General features: G+C 60.6%; 29 protein-coding genes. 18 read left to right on the forward strand and 11 right to left on the reverse strand.

Annotated elements, in window-relative coordinates; all coding sequences use genetic code 11:
* The first annotated feature begins 58 nt into the window (after positions 1-58).
* From rng to tldD, 4 genes are all read left to right on the forward strand, one after another.
* Complete coding sequence (rng, locus tag HX875_RS12680; RefSeq protein ID WP_003216085.1) at positions 59-1,516, forward strand: ribonuclease G; 1,458 nt, start codon at positions 59-61, stop codon at positions 1,514-1,516.
* Positions 1,517-1,592: 76 nt separating this feature from the next.
* Positions 1,593-5,408, forward strand: coding sequence for a YhdP family protein (locus tag HX875_RS12685; RefSeq protein ID WP_177043437.1), 3,816 nt, complete (start codon positions 1,593-1,595; stop codon positions 5,406-5,408).
* Positions 5,409-5,456: 48 nt separating this feature from the next.
* Positions 5,457-6,305, forward strand: coding sequence for a carbon-nitrogen hydrolase family protein (locus HX875_RS12690; RefSeq protein ID WP_177043438.1), 849 nt, complete (start codon positions 5,457-5,459; stop codon positions 6,303-6,305).
* Positions 6,306-6,321: 16 nt separating this feature from the next.
* Positions 6,322-7,764: a metalloprotease TldD gene (gene tldD / locus HX875_RS12695; RefSeq protein ID WP_010170608.1), complete on the forward strand. Its 1,443-nt coding sequence runs from the start codon at positions 6,322-6,324 to the stop codon at positions 7,762-7,764.
* A 45-nt stretch (positions 7,765-7,809) separates the two neighbouring features.
* Here tldD and yjgA read toward each other — a convergent pair whose 3' ends face one another.
* Positions 7,810-8,331 carry a ribosome biogenesis factor YjgA gene (gene yjgA, locus HX875_RS12700; RefSeq protein ID WP_003216092.1) on the reverse strand — a complete coding sequence of 174 codons (522 nt, stop codon included), beginning with the start codon at positions 8,329-8,331 and terminating at the stop codon, positions 7,810-7,812.
* 108 nt (positions 8,332-8,439) lie between these two features.
* Here yjgA and pmbA point away from each other — a divergent pair, with 108 nt between their 5' ends.
* From pmbA to HX875_RS12730, 6 genes are all read left to right on the forward strand, one after another.
* Positions 8,440-9,786, forward strand: a complete 1,347-nt coding sequence (gene pmbA, locus HX875_RS12705) for a metalloprotease PmbA (protein ID WP_003216094.1) — start codon at positions 8,440-8,442, stop codon at positions 9,784-9,786.
* Positions 9,787-9,936: 150 nt separating this feature from the next.
* Complete coding sequence (locus HX875_RS12710; RefSeq protein ID WP_010170602.1) at positions 9,937-10,332, forward strand: hypothetical protein; 396 nt, start codon at positions 9,937-9,939, stop codon at positions 10,330-10,332.
* The gene (locus HX875_RS12715) at positions 10,325-11,701 is read left to right on the forward strand and encodes a class II fumarate hydratase (protein WP_177043439.1); all 1,377 of its coding nucleotides are present in this window, start codon (positions 10,325-10,327) and stop codon (positions 11,699-11,701) included. The genes HX875_RS12710 and HX875_RS12715 overlap by 8 nt, the downstream gene beginning before the upstream one ends.
* Before the next feature lie 27 nt (positions 11,702-11,728).
* Complete coding sequence (locus HX875_RS12720; RefSeq protein WP_063027153.1) at positions 11,729-12,172, forward strand: hypothetical protein; 444 nt, start codon at positions 11,729-11,731, stop codon at positions 12,170-12,172.
* Between the two features lies 1 nt (position 12,173).
* Positions 12,174-12,785: a superoxide dismutase gene (locus HX875_RS12725; protein WP_076014428.1), complete on the forward strand. Its 612-nt coding sequence runs from the start codon at positions 12,174-12,176 to the stop codon at positions 12,783-12,785.
* Between the two features lie 31 nt (positions 12,786-12,816).
* Positions 12,817-13,710, forward strand: a complete 894-nt coding sequence (locus tag HX875_RS12730; protein ID WP_177043440.1) for a ZIP family metal transporter — start codon at positions 12,817-12,819, stop codon at positions 13,708-13,710.
* 108 nt (positions 13,711-13,818) lie between these two features.
* On the opposite strand, the gene HX875_RS12735 is transcribed toward HX875_RS12730, so the two are convergent.
* The 10 genes from HX875_RS12735 to HX875_RS12780 form a co-directional block, all read right to left on the reverse strand.
* Entirely contained in the window at positions 13,819-14,091 is a 273-nt protein-coding gene (locus tag HX875_RS12735) for an HPr family phosphocarrier protein (RefSeq protein WP_017138240.1), read from the reverse strand.
* Positions 14,092-14,107: 16 nt separating this feature from the next.
* Positions 14,108-14,965 carry an RNase adapter RapZ gene (rapZ, locus tag HX875_RS12740; protein WP_177043441.1) on the reverse strand — a complete coding sequence of 286 codons (858 nt, stop codon included), beginning with the start codon at positions 14,963-14,965 and terminating at the stop codon, positions 14,108-14,110.
* A gap of 2 nt (positions 14,966-14,967) precedes the next feature.
* Entirely contained in the window at positions 14,968-15,432 is a 465-nt protein-coding gene (gene ptsN / locus HX875_RS12745) for a PTS IIA-like nitrogen regulatory protein PtsN (protein WP_010170588.1), read from the reverse strand.
* A 12-nt stretch (positions 15,433-15,444) separates the two neighbouring features.
* A complete protein-coding gene (hpf, locus tag HX875_RS12750) occupies positions 15,445-15,750 on the reverse strand; it encodes a ribosome hibernation-promoting factor, HPF/YfiA family (protein WP_010170586.1) in 306 nt (101 codons plus the stop codon).
* A 75-nt stretch (positions 15,751-15,825) separates the two neighbouring features.
* Positions 15,826-17,319: an RNA polymerase factor sigma-54 gene (locus HX875_RS12755; RefSeq protein WP_026078000.1), complete on the reverse strand. Its 1,494-nt coding sequence runs from the start codon at positions 17,317-17,319 to the stop codon at positions 15,826-15,828.
* Positions 17,320-17,503: 184 nt separating this feature from the next.
* Positions 17,504-18,229 (reverse strand): LPS export ABC transporter ATP-binding protein, encoded by a 726-nt coding sequence (lptB, locus tag HX875_RS12760; protein ID WP_003216119.1) that lies wholly within the window; start codon positions 18,227-18,229, stop codon positions 17,504-17,506.
* Positions 18,229-18,801, reverse strand: a complete 573-nt coding sequence (lptA, locus tag HX875_RS12765) for a lipopolysaccharide transport periplasmic protein LptA (protein WP_177043442.1) — start codon at positions 18,799-18,801, stop codon at positions 18,229-18,231. The genes lptB and lptA overlap by 1 nt, the downstream gene beginning before the upstream one ends.
* Positions 18,788-19,360 carry an LPS export ABC transporter periplasmic protein LptC gene (gene lptC / locus HX875_RS12770; RefSeq protein WP_177043443.1) on the reverse strand — a complete coding sequence of 191 codons (573 nt, stop codon included), beginning with the start codon at positions 19,358-19,360 and terminating at the stop codon, positions 18,788-18,790. The genes lptA and lptC overlap by 14 nt, the downstream gene beginning before the upstream one ends.
* Before the next feature lie 8 nt (positions 19,361-19,368).
* Positions 19,369-19,893 carry a KdsC family phosphatase gene (locus tag HX875_RS12775; protein ID WP_177043444.1) on the reverse strand — a complete coding sequence of 175 codons (525 nt, stop codon included), beginning with the start codon at positions 19,891-19,893 and terminating at the stop codon, positions 19,369-19,371.
* Positions 19,894-20,868: a KpsF/GutQ family sugar-phosphate isomerase gene (locus HX875_RS12780; RefSeq protein WP_177043445.1), complete on the reverse strand. Its 975-nt coding sequence runs from the start codon at positions 20,866-20,868 to the stop codon at positions 19,894-19,896. It lies immediately after the preceding gene.
* A 292-nt stretch (positions 20,869-21,160) separates the two neighbouring features.
* Between HX875_RS12780 and HX875_RS12785 the strand changes: the two genes are divergently transcribed.
* From HX875_RS12785 to hisG, 8 genes are all read left to right on the forward strand, one after another.
* On the forward strand, positions 21,161-21,970 hold the full coding sequence (locus HX875_RS12785; protein WP_003216128.1) for an ATP-binding cassette domain-containing protein: 810 nt from the start codon (positions 21,161-21,163) through the stop codon (positions 21,968-21,970).
* Entirely contained in the window at positions 21,970-22,767 is a 798-nt protein-coding gene (mlaE, locus tag HX875_RS12790; RefSeq protein ID WP_177043446.1) for a lipid asymmetry maintenance ABC transporter permease subunit MlaE, read from the forward strand. Before HX875_RS12785 ends, mlaE begins: the two co-directional genes overlap by 1 nt.
* Positions 22,767-23,234 carry an outer membrane lipid asymmetry maintenance protein MlaD gene (mlaD, locus tag HX875_RS12795; RefSeq protein ID WP_010170575.1) on the forward strand — a complete coding sequence of 156 codons (468 nt, stop codon included), beginning with the start codon at positions 22,767-22,769 and terminating at the stop codon, positions 23,232-23,234. The genes mlaE and mlaD overlap by 1 nt, the downstream gene beginning before the upstream one ends.
* An 11-nt stretch (positions 23,235-23,245) precedes the next feature.
* On the forward strand, positions 23,246-23,899 hold the full coding sequence (locus tag HX875_RS12800; RefSeq protein WP_010170573.1) for an MlaC/ttg2D family ABC transporter substrate-binding protein: 654 nt from the start codon (positions 23,246-23,248) through the stop codon (positions 23,897-23,899).
* The gene (locus tag HX875_RS12805; RefSeq protein WP_177043447.1) at positions 23,896-24,201 is read left to right on the forward strand and encodes an STAS domain-containing protein; all 306 of its coding nucleotides are present in this window, start codon (positions 23,896-23,898) and stop codon (positions 24,199-24,201) included. Before HX875_RS12800 ends, HX875_RS12805 begins: the two co-directional genes overlap by 4 nt.
* Before the next feature lie 114 nt (positions 24,202-24,315).
* Positions 24,316-24,555: a BolA family protein gene (locus HX875_RS12810; protein ID WP_010170570.1), complete on the forward strand. Its 240-nt coding sequence runs from the start codon at positions 24,316-24,318 to the stop codon at positions 24,553-24,555.
* A gap of 23 nt (positions 24,556-24,578) precedes the next feature.
* Positions 24,579-25,844 carry a UDP-N-acetylglucosamine 1-carboxyvinyltransferase gene (murA, locus tag HX875_RS12815; protein ID WP_177043448.1) on the forward strand — a complete coding sequence of 422 codons (1,266 nt, stop codon included), beginning with the start codon at positions 24,579-24,581 and terminating at the stop codon, positions 25,842-25,844.
* 247 nt (positions 25,845-26,091) lie between these two features.
* On the forward strand, positions 26,092-26,727 hold the full coding sequence (hisG, locus tag HX875_RS12820) for an ATP phosphoribosyltransferase (protein ID WP_003188599.1): 636 nt from the start codon (positions 26,092-26,094) through the stop codon (positions 26,725-26,727).
* Positions 26,728-26,751: the final 24 nt, after the last annotated feature.

Below are 26,751 nucleotides of genomic sequence, written 5' to 3' on the forward strand. Positions count from 1 at the left end.
AGCGCCAAGCCTTAAGCGATCGGTCACTATTGTGAAAACGCCTGAACGAGACCCAGCCATGAGTGAAGAGATTCTGATCAATATCACGCCGATGGAATCGCGCGTGGCGGTGGTAGAGAACGGTGTTCTGCAAGAAGTGCATGTCGAGCGCACCCAAAAGCGCGGGATCGTCGGCAATATCTATAAAGGCAAAGTCGTGCGTGTGTTGCCGGGGATGCAGGCGGCTTTCGTCGACATCGGCCTGGACCGCGCCGCGTTTATCCATGCTTCGGAAATCTCCCTGCGTGAAGGCCCGGCGGTTGAAAGCATCAGCGCCCTGGTACACGAAGGGCAAAGCCTGGTGGTGCAAGTCACCAAAGACCCGATTGGCTCCAAAGGCGCGCGGCTGACCACGCAACTGTCGATTCCTTCGCGCTACCTGGTGTACATGCCACGCACGGCCCACGTTGGTATCTCCCTGAAGATCGAAGACGAAGCCGAGCGCGAGCGCCTGAAAAAGGTGGTCAGCGACTGCGTTGCGCTGGAAGGCATCAAGGAAGCCGGAGGTTTCATCCTGCGTACCGCCGCAGAAGGCGCTGGCGCCGATGAAATCCTTATGGACATCCGCTACCTGCGTCGCCTCTGGGATCAGATTGGCGCGCAGATCAAGACCATCGGCGCACCCAGCGTGATCTATGAAGACCTCGGCCTGGCCTTGCGCACCTTGCGCGACTTGGTCAGCCCGAAGATTGAGAAAATTCGCATCGACTCGCGGGAAACCTTCCAGCGCACCACGCAATTTGTTGCCGAGCTGATGCCGGAAATCGCCGACCGCCTGGAGCACTACCCGGGCGAACGGCCGATCTTCGACCTGTATGGCGTTGAAGACGAAATCCAGAAAGCCCTCGAGCGCAAAGTGCCGCTCAAGTCCGGCGGCTACCTGGTGGTGGACCCGGCTGAGGCCATGAGCACCATCGACGTCAACACCGGCGCTTTTGTAGGCCATCGCAACCTCGAAGAAACCATCTTCAAGACCAACCTCGAAGCCGCCACCGCGATTGCGCGCCAGCTGCGCCTGCGCAACCTGGGCGGGATCATCATCATCGACTTCATCGACATGGAAGACGAAGAGCACCAGCGCCAGGTGCTGCGTACCCTGGAGAAGCAACTGGAGCGCGACCACGCCAAGACCAACATCATTGGCATTACCGAGTTGGGCCTGGTGCAGATGACCCGCAAGCGCACCCGCGAAAGCCTGGAGCAAGTGCTGTGCGAGCCGTGCAGCAGTTGCCAGGGGCGCGGCAAGTTGAAGACCCCGGAAACGGTTTGCTACGAGATTTTCCGGGAAATCTTACGGGAGGCGCGCGCCTACCAGGCCGAGGGTTATAGAGTCCTGGCTAACCAGAAGGTGGTCGACCGACTGCTGGATGAAGAGTCCGGCAACGTGGCCGAGCTGGAGGGTTTTATCGGGCGCACCATTCGCTTCCAGGTCGAAACCATGTATTCCCAGGAACAATATGACGTGGTGCTGCTCTGATTCGCGTTAGCTCTTATCAACGAGACCGGCAGACCTTGATCTGCCGTCCGACTATTGCCTTTGAGGGTCGCCTGACATGGAGCGTCTGATACGCTTTTTTGCCGCATTGACCCGCTGGGGCCTCGGCCTGTGCGCCTTGCTGCTGGTATTGGCGGCGGTGTACGTGAGCCTTGGCCGTGAATTGACGCCGCTGGTAGCGGAATACCGTGGCGAAATCGAAGCCAAGGCCCGCACCGCGCTGGATATGCCCCTGAACATCGGCAGCCTGGAAGGGCGCTGGAGCGGTTTCGCCCCGGTGTTGATGGCTCACGACGTGATGGTCGGCGAGGGCAACAACGCCCTGCGCCTGGACCAGGTGCAAGTGGTGCCGGATCTCTGGGCCAGCCTGCTGGCGCGGGAAGTGCGGATTGCTCATCTGGAAGTCAGTGGCCTGCAAGTCAGCGTGAAGGAAGACAAGGACGGCCACTGGGCGCTGCAAGGCCTGCCGGTGCAGGACGACCAGCCGCTGGACCCTGAACAGCTGCTGACGCGTATGCAAATGGTCGAGCAAGTCTCATTGCTCGACAGCCAGGTGACGCTGCAGCCGTTCGACCAGGCGCCGCTGACCTTGACCTATGTCGGCGTGAGCCTGCAGACCGGCGCCAACCGCCAGCGCCTGGACGCACGCTTGACCCTGCCCGACGGCCAGCCGTTGGCGCTGAACCTGCGTACCCGGATCCGCGCCAGCCAGTGGAAAGACGGTGAAGCCGAGGCTTACCTGAGCCTGCCGCAGAGTGACTGGGCAAAATGGATCCCGGCGAAACTGACTCAACAGTGGAAACTCACCGAGCTGAAGGCCGGCGGCGAATTCTGGCTGAGCTGGGCCAAGGGCACCGTGCAAAGCGCCGCCGTGCGCCTCAATGCCCCGCAACTCAAGGGCAGCTATGCCGACCGCAAGCCGACCCATATCGAGAACCTGGCCCTCACCGCGTACCTGCAACGCAGTGACAGTGGCCTCAAGGTACTGTTTGATTCGTTGGCGATGAACCTCGGCGACACCCGCTGGGAATCGCGCCTGCAACTGCAACAGACGCTGGCCACGGACAAGGCCCTGGAAGTCTGGAACCTGCAGGCCGATCGCCTCGACCTGACCCCGATCACCCCGTTGCTGCATGCCTTGGCACCGTTGCCGGAAGCCCTGGCCACCACCCTGGATCACCTCAAGGCCACGGGTACGCTGCGCAACGTGTTGCTGGATTACCGTCCTGAAGACACCACTGACCAGCGCGTGAGCTTCGCGGCCAACCTCGATCGCATCGGCTTTGACGCCTACTTCGGCGCGCCGGCGGCCCGCAATGTCAGCGGCAGCATCAGCGGCGACCTGGGCAAGGGCGAGTTGCGCATGGACAGCAAGGACTTCTCCTTGCACCTGTTCCCGATTTTTGCCAAGCCCTGGCAGTACATCCAGGCCAACGCTCGCCTGACGTGGAAGCTGGATAAAGAAGGCTTCACCCTGATTGCGCCGTACATCAAGGTGCTGGGGGAGGAGGGCAAAGTGGCGGCGGACTTCCTGATTCGCCTGCATTTCGACCATAGCCAGGAAGACTACATGGACCTACGGGTCGGTATGGTCGACGGCGATGGCCGCTTCACCCCCAAATACCTGCCTGCCGTCTTGAGCCCCGCACTCGATGAGTGGCTGCGCACCGCGATCCTCAAGGGCGCGGTGGATGAGGGCTTCTTCCAGTACCAGGGCTCGCTGAACCACGATGCGCTGCCCGCTTCGCGCAATATCAGCCTGTTCTTCAAGGTGCACGATGCCGAACTGGCGTTCCAGCCGGGCTGGCCCCACGTCAGTAAGGTCAAGGGCGAAGTGTTTGTCGAGGAGAGCGGCGTGCGCATCCTGGCCAGCAAGGGCCAGTTGCTCGACACCAAGGTCAACGACATCTACGTCAACATTCCCCATGCCCCGGAAGGCAAAGACAGCCACCTGCTGCTCACCGGCAATTTTGCCGGCGGCCTGGGCGATGGCCTCAAGATCCTTCAGGAAGCGCCGATTGGCACCGCCTCGACCTTCGCTGGCTGGAAAGGCGAGGGCGACCTGCAAGGCAAGCTCGACCTGGATATTCCACTGGCCAAGGGTGCAGATCCCAAGATTGTGGTGGATTTCAAGACCGACAAGGCGCGCCTGCAACTCGCCGAGCCGACACTGGATCTGAGCCAGCTCAAGGGTGATTTCCGTTTCGACAGCGCCAAGGGCCTGAGTGGCCAGAACATCAGCGCCCAGGCCTTCGACCGGCCGATCACCGCGCAGATTTTTGCCGATGGCCGGCAGGGCAATCTCAATACCCGCGTGACCGCCAAGGGGCAAGTGACCGTCAAGCGGCTGACTGACTGGCTGAAAGTCAGCCAGCCGTTGCCGGTGTCCGGTGATATTCCGTACCAATTGCAGCTCAACCTCGACGGCGCCGACAGCCAGTTGATGGTCAGCTCCAACCTCAAGGGCGTGGCCGTGGACCTGCCGGCACCGTTCGGAATGCCGGCGAGCCAGGGCCGTGACAGCGTGTTCCGCATGACGTTGCAGGGTAAGGAGCGCCGCTACTGGTTTGATTATGGCGAGTTGGGCAGCTTCACCTTCGCCGCCCCGGCGGACAATTTTGCCGATGGCCGTGGTGAGCTGTTCCTGGGGGAAGGCGATGCCGTGTTGCCAGCCGGCAAGGGCTTGCGTATTCGCGGTGTGTTGTCGGAGCTGGATATCGACCCCTGGAAAAAACTGGTAGACCGCTACGCCGGCAACGACCCGGGTGGCAGTGCCAAGCAACTGTTGAGCGGCGCCGACTTCAAGGTCGGCAAGCTGACCGGCTTCGGCACCCAGTTTGACCAGGTCAACCTGCAACTGGATCGCAAGCCCGCTGCCTGGGGTTTGCAGTTCGACAGCCAGCAGGCCAAAGGCACCGTGGGGCTGCCGGATGCCAAGGGCGCGCCGATTGCGGTCAACTTGCAGTACGTGAAATTGCCTGCGGTGGATCCGACGGTGCAGGCGGATGAAAATGCGCCGGACCCGCTGGCTGATGTCGATCCCAAGGATATTCCGGCACTGGATATCTCGATTGCCCAGTTGTTCCAGGGCCCGGATCTGGTAGGTGCCTGGTCGTTGAAAGTCCGGCCGACCACCAAGGGCATGGCGTTCAACAGCCTCAACCTGGGGCTCAAAGGTATGCTGCTGCAGGGCGCCGGCGGTTGGGAAGGCGCTCCCGGGGCCAGCAGCAGTTGGTACAAGGGCCGCCTGGATGGCAAGAATATTGGCGACGTGCTCAAGGGCTGGGGGTTTGCGCCGAGCGTGACCAGCGAAGACTTTCATGTTGACGTGGACGGGCGCTGGCCGGGTTCGCCGGCCTGGGTCGGCCCCAAGCGTTTCTCCGGCAGCCTGGATGCAAGCTTTCGCAAAGGCCAATTCGTCGAAGTGGAAGGCGGTGCCCAGGCCCTGCGGGTGTTTGGCTTGCTGAACTTCAACTCCATCGGTCGCCGTCTGCGCCTGGACTTCTCGGACTTGCTCGGCAAAGGCTTGAGCTATGACCGGGTCAAGGGCTTGCTGGCCGCCAGCAACGGCGTGTTTGTAACCCGCGAGCCGATCACCATGACGGGGCCGTCGAGCAACCTGGAGATCAACGGCACCCTGGACCTGGTGGCTGATCGTGTGGACGCCAAGTTGCTGGTGACGCTACCGGTCACCAATAACCTGCCGATTGCGGCGCTGATCGTCGGCGCGCCGGCCATTGGCGGTGCATTGTTCCTGATCGACAAGCTGATTGGCGACCGCGTTTCGCGTTTCGCCAGCGTGCAGTACAAGGTCGAAGGCCCGTGGAAGGACCCGAAAATCACCTTCGACAAGCCATTTGAAAAGCCAAACTGAGTACCTGTGGAGTAGCATGGCCTCATGCTTTTTATGGAGTGTGGGCCCATGTCCTTCGCGGTAATTCAAATGGTCAGCCAAAGCGACGTGCTGGCCAACCTGGCCCAGGCCCGGCGCCTGCTGGAGCAAGCGGCGGCGGGCGGTGCAAAGCTTGCGGTCCTCCCGGAAAACTTCGCCGCCATGGGCCGTCGCGATGTGGCCGATATCGGTCGCGCCGAGGCCTTGGGCGAAGGTCCTGTCCTGCCATGGTTGAAACAGACCGCCCGCGACCTCACCTTATGGATAGTGGCCGGCACTTTGCCGCTGCCTCCCAAGGACCAACCGAACGCCAAGTCCAACGCCTGCTCGTTGTTGATCGACGATCAGGGCGAAATCGTCGCCCGTTACGACAAGCTGCACCTGTTCGATGTCGACGTGGCCGATGCCCGGGGCCGTTATCGCGAATCCGATGACTATGCTCATGGTAGCCAGGTGGTGGTGGCGGATACGCCGGTGGGCCGCCTGGGGCTGACGGTGTGCTACGACCTGCGCTTCCCGGAGCTGTACAGCGAATTGCGCGCTGCGGGAGCCGAATTGATCACCGCGCCTTCCGCCTTTACGGCGGTGACGGGCGCCGCGCACTGGGACGTGCTGATTCGCGCGCGGGCCATCGAAACCCAGTGCTACCTGCTGGCGGCTGCCCAGGGCGGCGTGCACCCGGGGCCACGGGAAACCTTCGGGCATGCAGCGATTATCGACCCATGGGGGCGAGTGCTGGCACACCAGGACCAAGGCGAGGCGGTGTTACTGGCCGAACGCGATAGCAGTGAACAGGCGTCGATACGGACGCGCATGCCGGTGGCAGGCCATCGGCGCTTTTTCTCGCAGGGCGCGCAGCGACCTGCTTCAGAACGATGAATTTAAGGCCAAACCTATGAGCGAGTTGTTGTCCTCAGTCAGTGAACACCTCCTGGCGCCCGGTGGCGTGACCATCGAAAGCTTGCAAACAGTCCTCGGCGATCTGGCCGGGCCAGGCATCGACGCTGCCGACCTGTATTTCCAGGGGCAGATTTCCGAGTCCTGGGCCCTGGAAGATGGGATCGTCAAGGAAGGCAGCTTCAACCTCGACCAGGGCGTGGGCGTGCGTGCCCAGTCCGGTGAAAAAACCGGCTTTGCCTACAGCAACGCCATCACCCTGGAAGCCTTGGGCCTGGCGGCTCGCGCTGCCCGTTCGATCTCCCGCGCCGGTCAAAACGGTACGGTGCAGGCGTTCAGCACCCAGGATGTCGCCCAACTCTATGCACCGGATAACCCGCTGGAAGTGATCAGCCGTGCCGAAAAGGTCGAGCTGCTCAAGCGTGTGGATGCGGCGACCCGAGCCCTGGACCCACGTATCCAGCAAGTCACCGTGAGCATGGCCGGTGTGTGGGAGCGCATCCTCGTGGCCTCCACCGATGGCGGCCTGGCGGCAGATGTACGCCCACTGGTGCGCTTCAATGTCAGCGTGATCGTCGAACAGAACGGCCGCCGCGAGCGCGGTGGCCATGGCGGCGGCGGGCGTACCGACTACCGTTATTTCCTCACCGAAGACCGCGCCATGGGTTATGCCCGTGAAGCGCTGCGCCAGGCGCTGGTCAATCTGGAAGCGATTCCGGCACCGGCCGGCACGTTGCCGGTGGTGCTGGGTTCCGGCTGGTCCGGCGTGCTGCTGCATGAAGCGGTGGGCCACGGCCTGGAAGGCGACTTCAACCGCAAGGGCAGTTCCGCCTACAGCGGGCGCATGGGCGAGATGGTCGCGTCCAAGCTTTGCACCATTGTCGATGACGGCACCCTGGCCGGGCGTCGCGGTTCGTTGAGCGTCGATGACGAAGGCACGCCGACCGAGTGCACCACGCTGATCGAGAACGGTGTGCTCAAGGGCTACATGCAAGACAAGCTCAACGCCCGCCTGATGGGCGTGGCCCGTACCGGTAACGGCCGTCGCGAGTCCTACGCGCACCTGCCGATGCCACGCATGACCAACACCTACATGCTCGGCGGCGAAAGCGATCCGGCCGAAATCATCGCCTCGGTGAAACGCGGGATCTACTGCGCCAACCTCGGTGGCGGGCAGGTGGACATCACCAGCGGTAAGTTCGTGTTCTCCACCAGCGAGGCGTACTTGATTGAAGACGGCAAGATCACCGCGCCGGTCAAGGGTGCAACGTTGATTGGCAACGGCCCGGAAGCCATGAGCAAGGTGTCGATGGTCGGTAACGACCTGTCGCTGGACAGCGGTGTGGGGACGTGCGGGAAAGATGGTCAGTCGGTGCCGGTGGGTGTCGGCCAGCCAACCTTGAAAATTGATGCGATCACCGTGGGTGGCACGGGGTCGTAAGAACGGGAGCTTCGGGTGGCGAAGGCCGCCACCCGGGGAAGAGGGTCAGCGCAGGCCGCGTTGACTATCGTCCAGCTCACGGATGTATTTGAAGATTTTTCGGCTGGAAGCCGGTGGCTTGCTTTGCGCCAGTTCGTGCTGGGCCTGACGGATCAGGGAGCGCAATTGTTGGCGATCGGCATCCGGGTACTCGATGACGAACTTCTCCAGTACCGCGTCATCGCCGGCGATCAAGCGATCACGCCAGCGTTCCAGGTTATGGAAACGCTCGTTGTACTGGCGAGTGGAGGCATCGAGTTGATCGAGCAACGTCAGAATGGCGTCCGTGTCCTGGTCGCGCATCAGTTTGCCGATGAACATGAGGTGCCGTTTACGCGCGATATTCGCGGTGTGCTTGGGCGCATCGTTCAGAGCCCGGCGCAGGGCGTCGGTCAATGGCAGTTTTGCACACAAGTCAGGCTTGAGTGTTGTAAGGCGCTCGCCGAGGTCAACCAGAGCATGCAGCTCGCGTTTGACCTGAGATTTGCTTTTCTCCCCATCGAGGGAGTCGTCGTAAGAATCAACCATGGTGGCAGTCCGCAAAGAAACGCCGCCATGATAACCAGTCGGGGGCCGCTTGTCCGGCCTGGTCGCTAGAAGGCCTTAACCGAAAGCAGAATTTGAGTGGAGAAAACCATGAGTGCAGCCCAAAGCGTCGGTCCGCAAGCGTTACCGGCACTGCAGGAACAAGTCGAGCAGATCATTGCCGAGGCCAAGCGCCAGGGGGCCAGTGCCTGTGAAGTGGCGGTGTCCCTGGAGCAGGGCTTGTCGACATCGGTCCGCCAGCGGGAAGTGGAAACGGTCGAATTCAACCGCGACCAGGGGTTTGGCATCACCTTGTACGTAGGCCAGCGCAAAGGCTCGGCCAGCACCTCCGCCAGTGGCCCGGAAGCGATTCGCGAAACCGTCGCCGCCGCGCTGGCGATCGCCAAGCACACTTCCGAAGATGAAAGCTCGGGTTTGGCCGATGCGGCCTTGATGGCACGCGACCTGAAGGATTTTGACCTGTTTCATGCCTGGGACATCACCCCGGAGCAGGCCATTGAGCAGGCACTGACCTGTGAAGCGGCGGCATTTGACGCCGACAGCCGGATCAAGAACGCCGATGGTACGACCTTGAGCACCCACCAGGGCTGCCGCGTGTATGGCAACAGCCACGGCTTTATCGGCGGTTATGCCTCGACGCGTCACAGCCTGAGCTGCGTGATGATTGCCGAAGCCAACGGCCAGATGCAGCGTGATTACTGGTACGACGTGAACCGCCAGGGCGAATTGCTGATGGACCCGGTACTCATCGGCCAGCGTGCCGCGCAACGTGCCGCCAGCCGCCTGGGTGCGCGCCCGGTGCCGACGTGCGAAGTGCCGGTGCTGTTTTCGGCGGAGCTGGCCGGTGGTCTGTTCGGCAGTTTCCTCGGGGCGATTTCCGGCGGCAATTTGTATCGCAAGTCGTCGTTCCTGGAAGGGGCGATCGGCCAGAAGCTGTTCCCGGAATGGCTGACCATCGATGAACGCCCGCACCTGATGCGCGCCATGGGCAGCTCGTCGTTCGACGGTGATGGCCTGGCGACCTATGCCAAACCATTCGTCGAGAACGGTGAGTTGGTGTCCTACGTGCTGGGCACCTACGCCGGTCGCAAGCTCGGCCTGCCAAGCACCGCCAACTCCGGTGGCGTGCACAACCTGTTCATCACCCATGGCGATGAAGACCAGGCGGCGCTGTTGCGGCGTATGGGGCGCGGCTTGTTGGTCACCGAGTTGATGGGCCACGGCCTGAACATGGTCACGGGCGACTACTCCCGTGGCGCGGCGGGTTTCTGGGTCGAAAACGGCGAGATTCAGTTCGCCGTGCAGGAAGTGACCATCGCCGGCAATATGCGTGACATGTTCAAGCAGATCGTCGCGGTGGGTAATGACCTGGAACTGCGCAGCAACATCCGCACCGGTTCGGTGTTGATCGAGAAGATGACCGTCGCCGGCAGCTGACCCGCCGACAGACACTTGTAAACAAGGCGCGCCACCCATTGGGTGGCGCGCCTTTTTTTGTGCCTGGAATTCCGAGTGATTTCCTCAGGCTCTTGTTTTGATTCTCAATATCATTTAATAATAAATATCATTACCGAATGAGCGTGGATCATGAGTTCTGTCCTGCATGAGGATCCCTACCTGGAAAGCTGGCGTTGGATGAGTCGTCAGATTCGCTGTGGCCTTGATCCCGACGAGCCCCGCCTGATCGAACATTACCTGGCCGAAGGCCGGTACCTGGCCTGTTGCACGGCAACCCACCCGTGGACCATCGGCGAGACCTCATTCCGCCTGTTGCTCGACACCGCCTCCGACATCGCCTTGCCTTGGCACTGGCGATCCATGTGCCTGGACCAGGCCTGGCGCCCGTTGCGCGACCTGGAAAAGCTTTCCCACTGTGCCTGCCGCCTCAAGCGCTGGCAGACGTTTGCCTGGCAATTGGCGACCTGCGAATTGCTTCCATCGATTTCTCACTCTGACCTGGTGCAAGGATCTTCCGATGAGTAACACCCGTATCGAACGCGACAGCATGGGCGAACTGCAAGTACCCGCCGAGGCCTTGTATGGCGCACAAACCCAGCGTGCGGTGAATAACTTTCCCATCAGCCACCAGCGCATGCCGGCGCAGTTCATTCGTGCGCTGATCCTGGCCAAGGCTGCCGCCGCCAAGGCCAACGTTGAGCTCAAGCAGCTGAGCGAAGCCCAGGGCAAGGCCATCGTCGATGCCGCCCAAGGCTTGCTGGAAGGCGACTTCATGCAACATTTCCCGGTGGATATCTTCCAGACCGGGTCCGGCACCAGCTCCAACATGAACGCCAACGAAGTGATTGCGACCCTCGCCAGCCGTTTGCTGGGCGAGCCGGTCAACCCCAATGACCACGTCAACTGCGGCCAGAGCAGCAACGACATCATTCCGACCACGATCCACGTCAGCGCCGCGCTGGTGCTGCACGAACAAACCCTGCCGGCGCTGCTGCACCTGGTGCAGGTGATCGAGCACAAGGCCGAAGAGGTGCATCGCTACGTCAAGACCGGCCGCACTCACCTGATGGACGCCATGCCAGTGCGCATGAGCCAAGTCCTGAATGGCTGGGCCCAACAGCTAAAGGCCAATATTGGCCATCTGCAGGACCTGCTGCCGAGTTTGCAGGCGCTGGCCCAAGGCGGCACCGCGGTGGGCACGGGGATCAATGCGCATCCGGAGTTCGCAGCGCGCTTCAGCCAACAACTGAGCAGCCTGACCCAGGTGCAGTTCACTCCGGGCAAGAACCTGTTTGCCCTGATCGGCTCCCAGGACACAGCCGTCGCGGTCTCCGGGCAGCTCAAGACCACCGCCGTGTCCTTGATGAAAATTGCCAACGACCTGCGCTGGATGAACTCCGGCCCGTTGGCCGGCCTCGGTGAAATCGAACTGGAAGGCCTGCAACCGGGCTCCTCGATCATGCCGGGCAAGGTCAATCCGGTGATCCCGGAAGCCACTGCGATGGTTGCCGCGCAAGTCATCGGCAATGACACGGTGATTACCATCGCCGGTCAGTCCGGCAACTTCGAACTCAATGTGATGCTGCCGATCATTGCCCAGAACCTGCTCGGCAGCCTGGAATTGCTCGCCAATTCCAGCCGCCTGCTGGCCGACAAGGCTATCGCCAGCTTCAAGGTCAATGAAGCCAAGCTCAAGGAAGCGCTGTCGCGCAACCCGATCCTGGTGACCGCACTCAACCCGATCATCGGTTACCAAAAGGCCGCCGAAATCGCCAAGAAGGCCTATCAGCAAGGCCGTCCGGTGATTGATGTGGCGCTCGAACACACCGACTTGCCCCGCAGCCAACTGGAAATCCTGCTGGATCCGGAAAAGCTCACGGCCGGCGGCGTGTAATCACCGACCCTGCTTTGGAGGCTCACCATGGAGCACTGGAAACGCACGATCGAACGGGCCAATCGCTGCTTTATGGCGGGCGAGCTGGTAGATGCCCGCGAGGCCTACCTGCAAGCCCTGGCCCTGGCTCAAGTGTTGTTTGAGCGCTGGGCGGATGCCGACGAGGCGGTGGCGGCTTGCGTCATTTCCCATCACAACCTGGCCGACCTGCACCTGCGCTTGAACCAGCCGGAAGAAAGCGCCGAATACCTCTGCGCCATTCACCAGCGGCTGTTGCAGACCATGCAGGACACCCGCCTCAACCCGCAACTGCGGGAAGCGGCGCTGCGCCAGAGCAGCAAGACCTACGTCGAACTGTTGAATTTCATCAGCGATCACGGTGAGTACCCGCGTACCCACCGCCTGCTGGGCAGCAACGTGGCGCCATCGGATGCGTCGACCCGCAACAGCCCTTTTTATGGAGCTCATTGATATGTCCTACACCTTGCCGGCCTTGCCTTACGCCTACGATGCCCTTGAACCGCATATCGACGCGCAAACCATGGAGATCCACTACACCAAGCACCACCAGACCTACATCAATAACCTCAACGCCGCCGTGGAAGGCACCGAGTTTGCCGGTTGGCCGGTGGAAAAGCTGGTCTCCAGCGTGCAGCAACTGCCGGAAAAACTCCGGGCGGCGGTGATCAACCAGGGCGGCGGGCACGCCAACCACTCATTGTTCTGGGCCGTCATGTCGCCCAAGGGCGGCGGCAAGCCAGACGGTGCGCTGGGCAAAGCCATTGACGAGCAGTTGGGCGGTTTCGACGCCTTCAAAGAGGCCTTTACCAAAGCTGCCTTGACCCGTTTCGGCAGTGGCTGGGCCTGGTTGAGTGTCACCCCGCAAAAGACCCTGGTGGTGGAAAGCAGCGGCAACCAGGACAGCCCGCTGATGAACGGCAATACGCCAATCCTCGGCCTGGACGTCTGGGAGCACGCTTATTACCTGCTGTACCAGAACCGTCGTCCGGAATACATCAACGCGTTCTACAGCGTCATCAATTGGCCGGAAGTTGCCGGCCGCTACCAGGCTGCACTGGGCTGAAACTCCTCTATAACAAGATCTAAGGCCGACTATGGGCACTGAAACACTGGCGATCAGCAGCGTGCGAATGTTTCGTTATGCGTTTGGCTCGCTGCTGCTATTGGCAGGCACTGCATTGCTGGTGGCCCAAGGGCTGGCCTGGCTGGACCTGGAGCCCCGTATCCTGCGTGCCTTGCAGGGTGGTGCGATTTGCGCACTGGGCACTGCCTTGGGCGCCGTGCCGGTACTGGTGATTCGCCGGATGCCGTTGGCGGTGAGTGACACGCTGCTCGGCTTCGGTGCCGGGGTGATGCTGGCAGCCACTGCGTTTTCGCTGATCGTGCCGGGTATTGCGGCTGCCGAAAGCCTGGGGCTGACGCCTTGGGCGGCCAGCGGTTTGATCAGTTTCGGCATCATGCTGGGAGCATTCGGGCTGTATCTGGTGGACCGCAAGGTCTCCGGCGCCAGCCCGGAAATGCTGGTGGGCAGTCTGGAGCATCCGGTAATACCGCCGCGCATCTGGCTGTTTGTGTTCGCCATCATTGCGCACAACATTCCTGAAGGCATGGCGGTCGGTGTCTCGGCGGGCGGCGGCATGCCCGATGCCGACAGCCTGGCCATGGGCATTGCCTTGCAGGACGTGCCGGAGGGCTTGGTAATTGCGTTGGTGCTGGCCGGGGCAGGGATGTCGCGGGTCAAGGCGTTCCTGATTGGCGCGGCGTCAGGCCTGGTGGAGCCGGTATTTGCCGTGCTGTGTGCCTGGCTGGTGAGCTTGGCGCAGGTGTTGTTGCCGTTGGGGTTGGCGCTGGCGGCCGGGGCGATGCTGCTGGTGGTGACCCACGAAGTGATTCCCGAGTCGCGGCGCAATGGCCATGACAAGCTTGCCAGCCTGGGGCTGTGTATCGGGTTTTGTTTGATGATGGTGATGGATACGGCGTTGGGCTAAGAACTCTGTCAAATTCCTTGTAGGAGCCGGCTTGCCGGCGATGGCGTTCCTGAGGTCAGTGCAAGACTTGTGGGCCAATCGCCGGCAAGCCGGCTCCTACAGAGGGCGTTACTCGCCTTCGTCAAAATAGTTATTGATCAGCTTCACCAGCGCATCCATCGCTTCCTGCTCTTGCTCGCCTTCAGTCTTCAAGTGAATCTTCGTGCCCTTGCCCGCAGCCAGCATCATCATGGCCATGATGCTTTTGCCGTCGACCATGGATTCCGGGGTGCGCCCGGCGCGAATCTGGCAAGGGAACTGCCCGGCGACGCCGACGAACTTGGCCGAGGCCCGGGCATGCAGGCCCAGCTTGTTGATGATTTCAATTTCCAGAGCGGGCATCGCGGGGGTGTTCCTTTCAGCTAAGGTCGCGGTGGCGAACCTGGACGTTCTTGAGGGTTTGTTGCAGCACCTTGCCCAGGCGTTCGGTCAGGTAGACGGAACGGTGATGGCCGCCGGTGCAGCCAATGGCAATGGTGACATAAGCCCGGTTGCTGGCCGCAAAACGCGGCAGCCATTTGAGCAGGTAGCTGGAGATATCCTGGAACATCTCTTCCACATCCGGTTGCGCCGCCAGGTACTCGGCCACGGGTGCGTCCAGCCCGGATTGATCACGCAGTTCCGGCTTCCAGTACGGGTTGGGCAGGCAGCGCACGTCAAACACCAGGTCGGCATCCACGGGCATACCGCGTTTGAAGCCAAACGACTCAACGAGGAAGGCGGTGCCCGGCTCCGGCTGATTCAGCAGGCGCAGCTTGATCGCATCGCGCAACTGATACAGGTTCAGGCCGGTGGTGTTGATCTTGAGGTCGGCCAGGTCAATGATCGGCCCCAGCAGCTTGGTCTCGTCCTCGATGGCTTCGGCCAGCGAGCGGTGCGGGCTGCTCAGCGGGTGGCGTCGACGGGTTTCGGAGAAGCGCTTGAGCAGCGTCTCTTCGTCGGCGTCGAGGTACAGCACGTCGCAATGGATGTGCTTGGCCCGCACTTCTTCGAGCAGTTCGGGGAAGCGGGTGAGGTGGCTGGGCAGGTTGCGGGCGTCGATGGAAACGGCGACCAGCGGTTGTGCCAGCTCGGTATGGATCAGTGCACGCTCCGCCAGTTCCGGCAGCAGGCCGGCGGGCAGGTTGTCGATGCAATAGAAGCCGTTGTCCTCAAGAACATTGAGAGCCGTGCTTTTACCTGAGCCGGAACGGCCGCTGACGATGATCAAACGCATGATTACTGCCCGTTTTGTTCATCCAGGACAACCTGATAAAGCGCCTCATTGCTCGGAGCGCTGCGCAGTTTGTCGCGTACTTCCTTGCGGTCGAGCATGCTGGCGATCTGCCTAAGCAGTTCCAGGTGTGCATCGGTGGCAGCTTGCGGGACCAGCAATACAAACAGCAGGTCGACCGGCGCGCCGTCGATGGCGTCGAAATCGATGGGGGCGTCCAGGTGCAGCAGGGCGCTGACTGGCGACTCACAGCCTTGCAGGCGGCAGTGAGGAATGGCGATGCCGTTGCCAAAGCCGGTGGAACCGAGCTTTTCACGGGCGATCAGTGCCTCATACACAGCTTGCGTATCCAGTTCGGGCACTTCGCGGCCGATCAGGTTGGCAATTTGTTCGAGGGCACGCTTTTTACTGCCGCCCGGCACGTTCACAAGGGAACGGCCGGGGGTCAGGATGGTTTCAAGTCGAATCATGGGTGGGGAGTGTTAGCGGCCAGTGCCTTGAAGAAGGCTCTGCTGCTTTTCCTTATGCTTTTTGATTTGGCGATCCAGCTTGTCGGTAAGGTCGTCAATGGCAGCATACATATCTGAATGCTCGGCATTGGCGACTACTTCCCCGCCGGGTATACGCAAGGTGGCTTCGATTTTCTGCTTGAGCTTCTCGACAGTCATGATGACTTGCACGTTGGTGATCTTGTCGAAATGCCCCTCAATTCGTTTGAGTTTTTCGCCGATATAGGCGCGCAGCGGTTCGGTCACTTCCAGTTGGTGTCCACTGATGTTGACTTGCATACAGCTTCTCCTTCGTTGCCAGTGCATAAAGCGGCAGGCCGGGGTGCCTGCCACTGGAACGCTATGGCCCGCCCGTCACATCAAACGTTTACGCTCGCTGGAAGGCGCGATCCCAAGGGACTCGCGGTACTTGGCGACGGTGCGACGGGCGACCTGAATGCCTTGTGCCTCCAGTAAACCAGCGATCTTGCTGTCACTCAACGGCTTTTTCTGATTTTCCGCGGCAACCAGTTTTTTGATGATCGCGCGGATCGCCGTGGACGAGCATTCGCCGCCTTCGGAGGTGCTGACGTGGCTGGAGAAAAAGTATTTCAGCTCATAAATGCCCCGTGGGGTATGCATGAATTTTTGCGTGGTCACCCGGGAAATCGTCGATTCGTGCATGCCTACCGCCTCGGCGATGTCGTGCAGTACCAGCGGCTTCATCGCTTCATCGCCGTATTCCAGGAAGCCGCGCTGGTGCTCGACGATCTGGGTGGCGACTTTCATCAGGGTTTCGTTGCGGCTTTGCAGGCTCTTGATGAACCAGCGGGCTTCCTGCAACTGGTTGCGCATGAAGGTGTTGTCGGCGCTGGTGTCGGCGCGGCGCACGAAACCTGCGTATTGCGGGTTGACCCGCAGGCGCGGTACCGATTCCTGGTTCAGCTCCACCAGCCAGCGCTCGTTGTCCTTGCGCACGATTACATCCGGCACGACGTACTCGGCTTCGCTGGACTCGATCTGTGAGCCAGGACGCGGGTTGAGGCTCTGCACCAGCTCGATGATCTGGCGCAGGTCATCTTCCTTGAGCTTCATGCGGCGCATCAACTGGCTGTAGTCGCGGCTGCCCAGCAGGTCGATGTAGTCGGTGACCAGGCGCTGCGCCTCGGCCAGCCAAGGTGTTTTCGCCGGCAATTGGCGCAGTTGCAGCAGCAGGCACTCGCTGAGGGTGCGGGCGCCGATGCCGGCAGGCTCGAATTGCTGGATGCGGTGCAGGACGGCTTCGATTTCGTCCAGTTCGATGTCCAGTTCCGGGTCGAAGGCCTCGAGGATCTCCTCAAGGGTCTCGTCCAGGTAGCCCTGATTGTTGATGCAGTCGATCAGGGTCACGGCGATCAGGCGATCGGTGTCGGACATCGGGGCCAGGTTCAGTTGCCAGAGCAAATGGCTCTGCAGGCTCTCGCCGGCGGACGTGCGGGTGGTGAAGTCCCACTCGTCATCATCATTGCTGGGCAGGCTGCTGGCGCTGGTCTGGTAGACGTCTTCCCACGCGGTGTCCACGGGAAGTTCGTTGGGAATGCGTTCGTTCCATTCACCTTCCTCGAGGTTATCCACCGTGGGGGCGGTTTCCTGGTAGGAGGGTTCCTGTACGTCGGGGTTGGGTTTTTGCTCGATGTTGTCGGCCAGCGGGTCTGCATTATCGAAGTCGTCGCCTTCTTCCTGGCGTTCGAGCATCGGATTGGACTCCAGGGCCTCCTGGATTTCCTGTTGCAGGTCCAGGGTCGACAATTGGAGCAGGCGGATGGCCTGTTGCAGCTGCGGTGTCATCGTCAGCTGCTGGCCCATTCTCAGGACTAGCGATGGTTTCATGGCAGGGGCTTAACACCTTATTCGCCGGCGCAATGCGCCATCCACGACAGGGCGCGTGAGCGCCAAACATAAGCAAATTATATGCCTGATATCGGGGGCTTTGCCTAGAGCGCGGTAACAATAAAAATACTGAGGTTTTTATTGACTCCCGCGCTCCATGGCGAATGGCCTGATACCACCGTGTTTACAGGCGGAACTCGTGACCCAGATACACTTCCTTGACCAGTTCGTTGGCCAGGATGGTGGCGGAGTCACCTTCGGCAATCAGCTGTCCATCGTTGACGATATACGCGGTTTCGCAGATATCGAGGGTCTCGCGGACGTTGTGGTCGGTGATCAACACACCGATGCCCTTGGCTTTCAGGTGGTGGATGATCTGCTTGATGTCGCCGACCGAGATCGGGTCGACACCGGCGAAAGGTTCATCCAGCAGGATGAACTTCGGCGCAGTGGCCAGGGCGCGGGCGATTTCCACACGACGACGCTCGCCGCCGGAAAGGCTCATGCCGAGGTTGTCGCGGATATGGTTGATGTGGAATTCCTGCAGCAGGCTTTCCAGCTCTTTCTTGCGCCCGGCGCGGTCGAGTTCCTTGCGGGTCTCGAGGATCGCCATGATGTTGTCGGAAACCGACAATTTGCGGAAGATCGATGCTTCCTGGGGAAGATAGCCGATACCCGCCTGTGCACGACCGTGCATGGGCTGGTGGCTTACGTCCAGGTCGTCGATCAGGACGCGGCCTTGATCGGCCTGTACCAGGCCGACAATCATGTAGAAGCAGGTGGTCTTGCCGGCACCGTTGGGGCCGAGCAAGCCGACGATCTGGCCGCTGTCGATCGACAGGCTGACGTCGCGCACGACCTGACGGCTTTTATAGGCCTTGGCCAGATGCTGGGCTTTCAGGGTTGCCATTAATTCGCCTTCTTCGCGTCGGTTTTCGGCGCCGCCTGGGCTTCGCCAGGTTTCTGCTTAGGCTGGATAACCATGTCGATGCGTGGCTTCGGCGTGCTGATTTTAGAGCCGGTGGCGCGACCGGCCTGGGCAATCTGCTTCACCGTGTCGTAGACGATTTTTTCGCCGTCGGTGGTGTTGCCATCATTGATGACCCGGGCCTGGTCGATCAGTACGATGCGATTTTGCTGGGCGTGGTACTGAATTGTCTTGCCGTAGCCTTTGACCGGCGTAGGGTCGCCAACTTTCTGCAGCTGTTCGAAATACGCCAGGTTGCCGACCGAAGTGACCACGTCGATATCGCCTGCCGGGGTGCGAGTCAGTGTCACGGTGTTACCCGTCACTTTCATCGAACCTTGGGTGATGATCACGCTGCCGGTGTAGGTCGCGATACCTTGCTTGTCATCCAGCTGCGCGTCGTCAGCCTGAATGTGGATCGGTTGCTGGCTATCGTTCGGCAGAGCCCAGGCGCTCACGCTTCCCAGTGCTGCGCCCAGGCCGAGCAAAATAGGGAGGGTTTTAACGAGCCTCATACTGTCCTCTTACGTTCGATAGCAGGTGTATCCTGCTTTCTTTCAAATACGCTTTCATTCCCTTGCCAGTCGATACACCGCCAGCGCCGTCGATTCTAACGTCTTGCTCGGTCTGCGCATATTGCTTCTGTGGGAATACGGTCATGCGACTGCTGGTAATGATGGTGTCGCGGTTCTTGGCGTCAGTGCGCGCAACGCGCACGGAGTCAATCAGTTCCACTTGGGTGCCGTCCGGGTTGACCTCGCCACGCTCACTGGTGACGTGCCACGGGAATTCGGCGCCGCGGTACAGGTTCATGTCCGGCTTGGTGAGCAGCGTGACCTCGGAGGCCTTCAAGTGCTCGACCTTGTCGGAGGTCATTTCATACTGGACCTTGCCATCGGGCAGGTACTGGATGCTGTGGGCGTTGATGGCGTAATAGTCGATGGCACTTTCGTCGACCTGCGCAACAGGCTTGTCGAGGAAGCGCTCCGGGCTGATATTCCAGTAGCCAACCGCGAGAAACACGGCGGCGATCACGGCGAATATCAGGAAATTGCGAATCTTTTTACTCAGCATAAAACGCTCTATAGGTAGGCGGCATGAGCCGCTTCGAGGCTGCCTTGGGCGCGCAGAATCAACTCGCAGAACTCGCGGGCGGCGCCTTCGCCGCCACGGGCGGTGGTAACGCCATGCGCGTGTTCGCGCACGAACGCCGCCGCATTGGCCACAGCCATGCCCAGGCCGACCCGGCGGATCACCGGCAGGTCGGGTAAATCGTCACCGAGGTAGGCAACCTGCTCATAGCTTAGGTTGAGTTTGCCAAGAAGCTCGTCCAGAACCACCAGTTTATCCTCGCGGCCCTGATACAGGTGAGGAATCCCCAGGTTTTGTGCGCGGCGTTCCACAACCGGGGTCTTGCGACCGCTGATGATGCCGGTTTGCACGCCTGCCGCCATCAGCATCTTGATGCCCTGGCCGTCGAGGGTGTTGAAGGTCTTGAATTCGCTGCCGTCTTCCAGGAAGTACAGGCGGCCGTCCGTCAGCACGCCGTCGACGTCGAAAATCGCCAGCTTGATGTTCTTGCCCCGTTGCAGCAGGTCGGTGGTCATTTACATCACTCCCGCACGCAGCAAGTCGTGCATGTTCAAGGCGCCAACCGGGCGGTCGTCGCTGTCGACCACCACCAGCGCCAGGATTTTATGGTCTTCCATGATCTTCAGCGCTTCGGCCGCGAGCATTTCAGGGCGGGCGGTCTTGCCGTGAGGCGTCATGACTTCGTCGATGGTTGCAGTCTGGATGTCGAGGTTGCGGTCCAGGGTGCGGCGCAGGTCGCCGTCGGTGAAGACCCCGGCCAGGCGCCCGTCGGACTCCAGGATCACGGTCATGCCCAGGCGCTTGAGGGTCATTTCCATCAAGGCGTCTTTAAGCAGCGTGCCGCGCGCCACCTGTGGCAGCTCTTCGCCGGCGTGCATCACGTTTTCCACTTTCAGCAGCAGGCGGCGGCCCAGGGCGCCACCCGGGTGGGAAAAGGCGAAGTCTTCGGCGGTAAAGCCGCGGGCTTCCAGCAATGCCACGGCCAGCGCATCGCCCATGACCAGGGCGGCGGTGGTGGAGGAGGTCGGCGCCAGGTTCAGCGGGCAGGCCTCTTCGGCAACGTGCACGTTCAAATTCACTTCAGCCGCTTTTGCCAGCGTCGAGTCCGGGTTGCCGGTCACGCTGATCAGCTGTATGCCCAGGCGCTTGATCAGCGGCAACAGGGTCACGATTTCGTTGGTGGTGCCGGAGTTGGACAGGGCCAGGATGATGTCATCCCGGGTGATCATGCCCATGTCGCCGTGGCTGGCTTCGGCCGGATGCACGAAGAATGCAGTGGTGCCGGTGCTTGCCAGGGTGGCGGCGATCTTGTTGCCAACATGCCCGGATTTGCCCATGCCGACCACGACTACGCGGCCCTTGCTGGCCAGAATCATCTCGCAGGCGCGTACGAAATCCGCGTCGATATGGGCCAGCAAACCTTCTACGGCTTCAAGCTCGAGGCGGATGGTGCGTTGTGCGGATTGAATAAGGTCGCTGGATTGGCTCATGTCTGAAATCGTATAGCCTGACGAAAAGTCGGCGATTATAGCGGTAATGATCGATTCCCTCACGTAAGTTCGTCATGCTTTATTCATTCCGTTTGTGGTTGAGATTGAACCTCAGCAAGGTTTTTTTAGCTGTCCTGTTTCTGAACAAGCTCTGTTCCGGCCTTGGGGGCGCTGTACCAGCAGTGATATAGTTCGCCGCCAGTTCGGTCCGCACAGCCTTTGTGTCTCTTCGACGCAAGCATTTGTCGAAAACAAGGTGTCTGAGTGAAAGGCTGCATCCCAAGGAGTTTAGATGAGTGCCGATAACGCCTACGCGGTCGAGCTGAAGGGCCTTTCCTTCAAGCGCGGTACGCGCAGCATCTTCAATAATGTGGATATTCGCATTCCCCGTGGCAAAGTCACGGGCATCATGGGGCCTTCCGGCTGCGGCAAGACGACGCTGCTGCGCCTGATGGGCATGCAATTGCGCCCCTCCGCCGGTGAAGTCTGGGTCAATGGGCAGAACCTGCCGACACTTTCGCGCAGCGACCTGTTCGATGCCCGCAAGCACATGGGCGTGCTGTTCCAGAGCGGTGCCCTGTTTACCGACCTCGACGTTTTCGAAAACGTGGCGTTCCCTTTGCGGGTGCATACGCAGCTGTCCGATGAAATGATTCGTGACATTGTGTTGCTGAAATTGCAGGCCGTAGGGCTGCGCGGTGCCATCGACCTGATGCCCGACGAACTGTCCGGTGGCATGAAGCGTCGGGTGGCCCTGGCGCGTGCCATTGCCCTCGACCCGCAAATTCTCATGTACGACGAACCCTTCGTTGGCCAGGACCCGATTGCCATGGGCGTGCTGGTACGTCTCATCCGCCTGCTCAATGATGCGCTGGGTATCACCAGTATCGTGGTCTCCCACGACCTGGCCGAGACCGCGAGCATTGCCGACTATCTATACGTAGTGGGCGATGGCCAGGTGCTGGGGCAGGGCACGCCTGAAGAGCTGATGAACGCAGATAACCCGCGCATTCGCCAATTCATGACCGGCGATCCCGATGGCCCGGTGCCTTTTCACTTTCCGGCAGCGGACTACCGCTCAGATCTTCTGGGGAAGCGTTGATGCGCAAGACATCTCTAATCGAGAAGGTTCGCCTTTTCGGCCGCTCCGGCATTGACATCATCGGCGTGCTGGGCCGTTCGACGATTTTCCTGTTTCACGCTTTGCTCGGCCGTGGCGGCATTGGCGGCAGCTTTGGCCTGTTGATCAAGCAACTGCACTCCGTGGGCGTGATGTCCCTGGTGATCATCGTGGTTTCCGGGGTGTTCATCGGCATGGTGCTGGCGCTGCAGGGTTTCAATATCCTGTCCAGTTACGGCTCCGAGCAGGCGGTGGGGCAGATGGTTGCCCTGACCCTGCTGCGTGAGTTGGGCCCGGTGGTGACGGCGTTGCTGTTTGCCGGGCGTGCCGGTTCTGCGCTGACCGCCGAGATCGGCAACATGAAGGCCACCGAGCAGCTGTCCAGCCTGGAAATGATCGGTGTCGATCCACTCAAGTACATTGTTGCCCCGCGCCTGTGGGCCGGCTTCATCTCTCTCCCACTGCTGGCGATGGTTTTCAGCGTGGTGGGGATCTGGGGTGGCTCGTGGGTGGCGGTTGACTGGCTGGGGGTCTACGACGGCTCTTACTGGGGCAACATGCAGAACAGCGTGACCTTCAGCGGTGACGTGCTCAATGGCATCATCAAGAGCATCGTTTTCGCGTTTGTAGTGACCTGGATCGCCGTATTCCAAGGCTATGACTGTGAGCCCACCTCAGAAGGGATCAGTCGCGCCACCACCAAGACCGTTGTGTACGCCTCGCTGGCGGTACTGGGCCTTGACTTCATTTTGACCGCCTTGATGTTTGGAGATTTCTGATGCAAAACCGCACTGTGGAAATCGGTGTCGGCCTTTTCTTGCTGGCTGGCATCCTGGCTTTACTGTTGCTCGCCCTGCGAGTCAGCGGCCTATCGGCCAGCCCCACCGCCGATACTTATAAACTTTACGCCTACTTCGACAATATCGCCGGTTTGACTGTCAGAGCTAAAGTGACCATGGCCGGTGTAACCATCGGCAAGGTCACAGCGATCGATCTGGACCGCGACAGCTTCACCGGCCGTGTGACCATGCAGGTGGACAAGAAGGTGGATAATCTGCCGACTGACTCCACTGCGTCTATTCTCACCGCTGGCCTGCTGGGCGAGAAGTACATCGGTATCAGCGTGGGCGGGGAAACAGCCCTGCTCAAGGATGGTTCGACCATTCATGACACACAGTCGTCGTTGGTGCTGGAGGACTTGATCGGTAAATTCCTGCTCAATACCGTCAATAAAGACGCCAAATGAGGAATGTGTTCATGATCTCTACTTTGCGACGTGGCCTGTTGGTACTGCTCGCGGCACTGCCGTTGATGGCTAACGCCGCTGCCGGCGGTTCCGCACATGACCTGGTGCAGGACACTACCAACAAGATGTTGGCTGACTTGTCGGCCAACAAGGAAAAGTACAAGCAGGATCCAAGTCAGTTCTACAACGCGCTCAATACCATTGTGGGCCCTGTTGTCGATGCCGAAGGCATTTCCCGCAGCATCATGACCGTCAAGTACTCGCGCAAGGCTACCCCTGCGCAGATGCAGACGTTCCAGGAAAACTTCAAGAAGGGCCTGTTCCAGTTCTACGGCAATGCCCTGCTCGAGTACAACAACCAGGGGATTACCGTCGCTCCGGCCGGGGATGAGTCCGGGGATCGCACCAGCGTCAACATGAGCGTCAAGGGCAACAATGGCGCGGTGTATCCGGTGCAGTACACGCTGGAGAAGGTCAACGGCGAGTGGAAGCTGCGTAACGTGATCATCAACGGTATCAACATCGGCAAGCTTTTCCGTGACCAGTTCGCCGACGCCATGCAGCGCAATGGCAACGACCTGGACAAAACCATCAATGGTTGGGCCGGTGAAGTCGCCAAGGCCAAGGAAGAAACCGATAAAGCTGCCGGGAAGCCTGCCCAATGACCGAGTCGGCTATCCGCCTCGGCGAGGCCGGCGAATTGCTGATCAGCGGCGTGCTGGATTACAGCACCGGGCCAGCCCTGCGCAAGCAGGGCCAGGGGCTGATCAATGCCAGCACCTCTGCTGCGCTGGTGCTGGATTGCTCGGCGGTGGTGAAGTCCAGCAGTGTAGGCTTGTCGTTGCTGCTGTGTTTCATGCGTGATGCACAGGCCGTCAAAAAGCCGGTAAGCATCCGTGCATTGCCCGAAGACATGCGTGAAATCGCTGAGGTTTCCGGTCTGACCGAGCTGTTGGCGCATCCTTAATACACATTATTAAAGAAGCCCCCCGTCAGAGTCCTGCTATGCGGGGTTCGCAGGCGCGGGGCTTTTTTGTATGATGTGCGACCCGCGCGCACTGGGCGCCCATAGAGGTTGATCATGCAGGCCCTAGAAGTTAAAAGCTTCCTTGAAGGAAAGCTGCCCCAAACTAATGTTGAAGTTGAGGGCGAAGGCTGCAATTTCCAGCTGAACGTGATTAGCGATGAACTGGCGGCGTTGAGCCCGGTCAAGCGTCAACAGCAGATCTATGCCCATTTGAACCCGTGGATCACCGATGGCAGCATCCATGCGGTCACTATGAAATTTTTCAGCCGCGCGGCCTGGGCCGAGCGCACCTGAGCCCCCAAGGCGTCGAGATTCTTATGGATAAATTGATTATTACCGGCGGTGCTCGTCTTGATGGCGAGATCCGTATTTCCGGGGCGAAGAACTCCGCCCTGCCGATCCTTGCAGCGACCTTGCTGTGCGATGGCCCGGTTACCGTGGCCAACCTGCCGCACCTGCACGACATCACCACCATGATCGAACTGTTCGGTCGCATGGGCATTGAGCCGGTGATCGACGAGAAACTCAGCGTCGAAATCGACCCGCGCACCATCAAGACCCTGATCGCTCCGTACGAACTGGTGAAAACCATGCGTGCCTCGATCCTGGTACTGGGCCCGATGGTTGCCCGTTTCGGCGAAGCCGAAGTCGCATTGCCTGGCGGTTGCGCCATCGGTTCGCGTCCGGTGGACCTGCACATCCGTGGCCTTGAAGCCATGGGCGCAACCATCGACGTCGAAGGCGGCTACATCAAGGCCAAGGCGCCTGAAGGCGGCCTGCGTGGCGCGAACTTCTTCTTTGATACCGTCAGCGTGACCGGTACCGAGAACATCATGATGGCTGCTGCCCTGGCCAACGGCCGCAGCGTGCTGCAGAACGCCGCGCGCGAGCCGGAAGTAGTCGACCTGGCAAACTTCCTGATCGCCATGGGTGCCAACATCACCGGCGCCGGCACCGACACCATCACCATTGAAGGTGTTAAGCGCCTGCACTCGGCCACCTACAAAGTGATGCCGGACCGCATCGAGACCGGTACCTACCTGGTGGCTGCTGCCGTCACCGGTGGCCGCGTCAAGGTCAAGGACACCGATCCGACCATCCTTGAATCCGTCCTGGAAAAACTCAAGGAAGCCGGCGCTGAAATCACCACCGGTGAAGACTGGATCGAGCTGAACATGCACGGCAAGCGGCCAAAAGCCGTCAACGTGCGTACCGCTCCGTACCCGGCGTTCCCGACCGACATGCAGGCGCAGTTCATTTCCCTGAACGCGATTGCCGAAGGCACCGGTGCCGTGATCGAGACCATCTTCGAAAACCGCTTCATGCACGTGTACGAACTGCACCGCATGGGCGCCAAGATCCAGGTCGAAGGCAACACTGCCATCGTCACCGGCATCGAGAAGCTCAAGGGCGCGCCAGTGATGGCCACCGACCTGCGTGCCTCGGCCAGCCTGGTGATCTCGGCGCTGTGCGCTGAGGGCGATACCCTGATCGACCGCATCTACCACATCGACCGTGGTTACGAGTGCATCGAAGAGAAGCTGCAGATGCTCGGCGCGAAAATCCGCCGCGTACCGGGCTAGTTCCAGGAGCTGCAAATACGGTCATTGTGGCGAGGGAGCTTGCTCCCGCTGGACTGCGCAGCAGTCCCAGTCTTTTTAAACAAAGAGCAGGGCCGCTTCGCGCCCCAGCGGGAGCAAGCTCCCTCGCCACAGGACGATGTATGCTGTTAGCTGACTTGTTTCAAATCGAGGCTGTAATGGCCTCGATCTGTGTCTGGCGCCGATTGCGACCGGACAGCAATAGCCTGATGAAGGACTGACGTTTCCCATGTTGACCATCGCACTGTCCAAGGGCCGCATCCTTGACGACACTTTGCCGCTTCTGGCTGAAGCGGGCATCGTGCCGACCGAGAATCCGGACAAGAGCCGCAAGCTGATCATCCCCACGACCCAGGACGACGTTCGCCTGCTGATCGTGCGTGCCACCGACGTGCCAACCTACGTTGAACATGGCGCGGCCGACCTCGGCGTGGCGGGTAAAGACGTGTTGATGGAATACGGCGGCCAGGGCCTGTACGAGCCGCTGGACCTGCGTATTGCCCTGTGCAAGCTGATGACCGCCGGCCGTGTCGGTGATGTCGAGCCCAAGGGCCGCCTGCGGGTGGCGACCAAGTTCGTCAACGTTGCCAAGCGTTACTACGCCGAGCAAGGCCGCCAGGTCGACATCATCAAGCTCTACGGCTCGATGGAGCTGGCACCGCTGATCGGCCTGGCCGACAAGATCATCGACGTGGTCGACACCGGCAACACCCTGCGCGCCAACGGCCTGGAACCCCAGGACTTTATCGCCGACATCAGCTCCCGCCTGATCGTCAACAAAGCTTCGATGAAAATGCAGCACGCCCGTATCCAGGCGTTGATCGACACCCTGCGCAAGGCAGTGGAGTCTCGACACCGCGGTTGACTCACCCGCGCGGCCCTGAGCCGC

It is taken from the genome of Pseudomonas yamanorum, from assembly GCF_013386765.1.
Taxonomy (GTDB): Bacteria; Pseudomonadota; Gammaproteobacteria; order Pseudomonadales; family Pseudomonadaceae; genus Aquipseudomonas; species Aquipseudomonas yamanorum_A.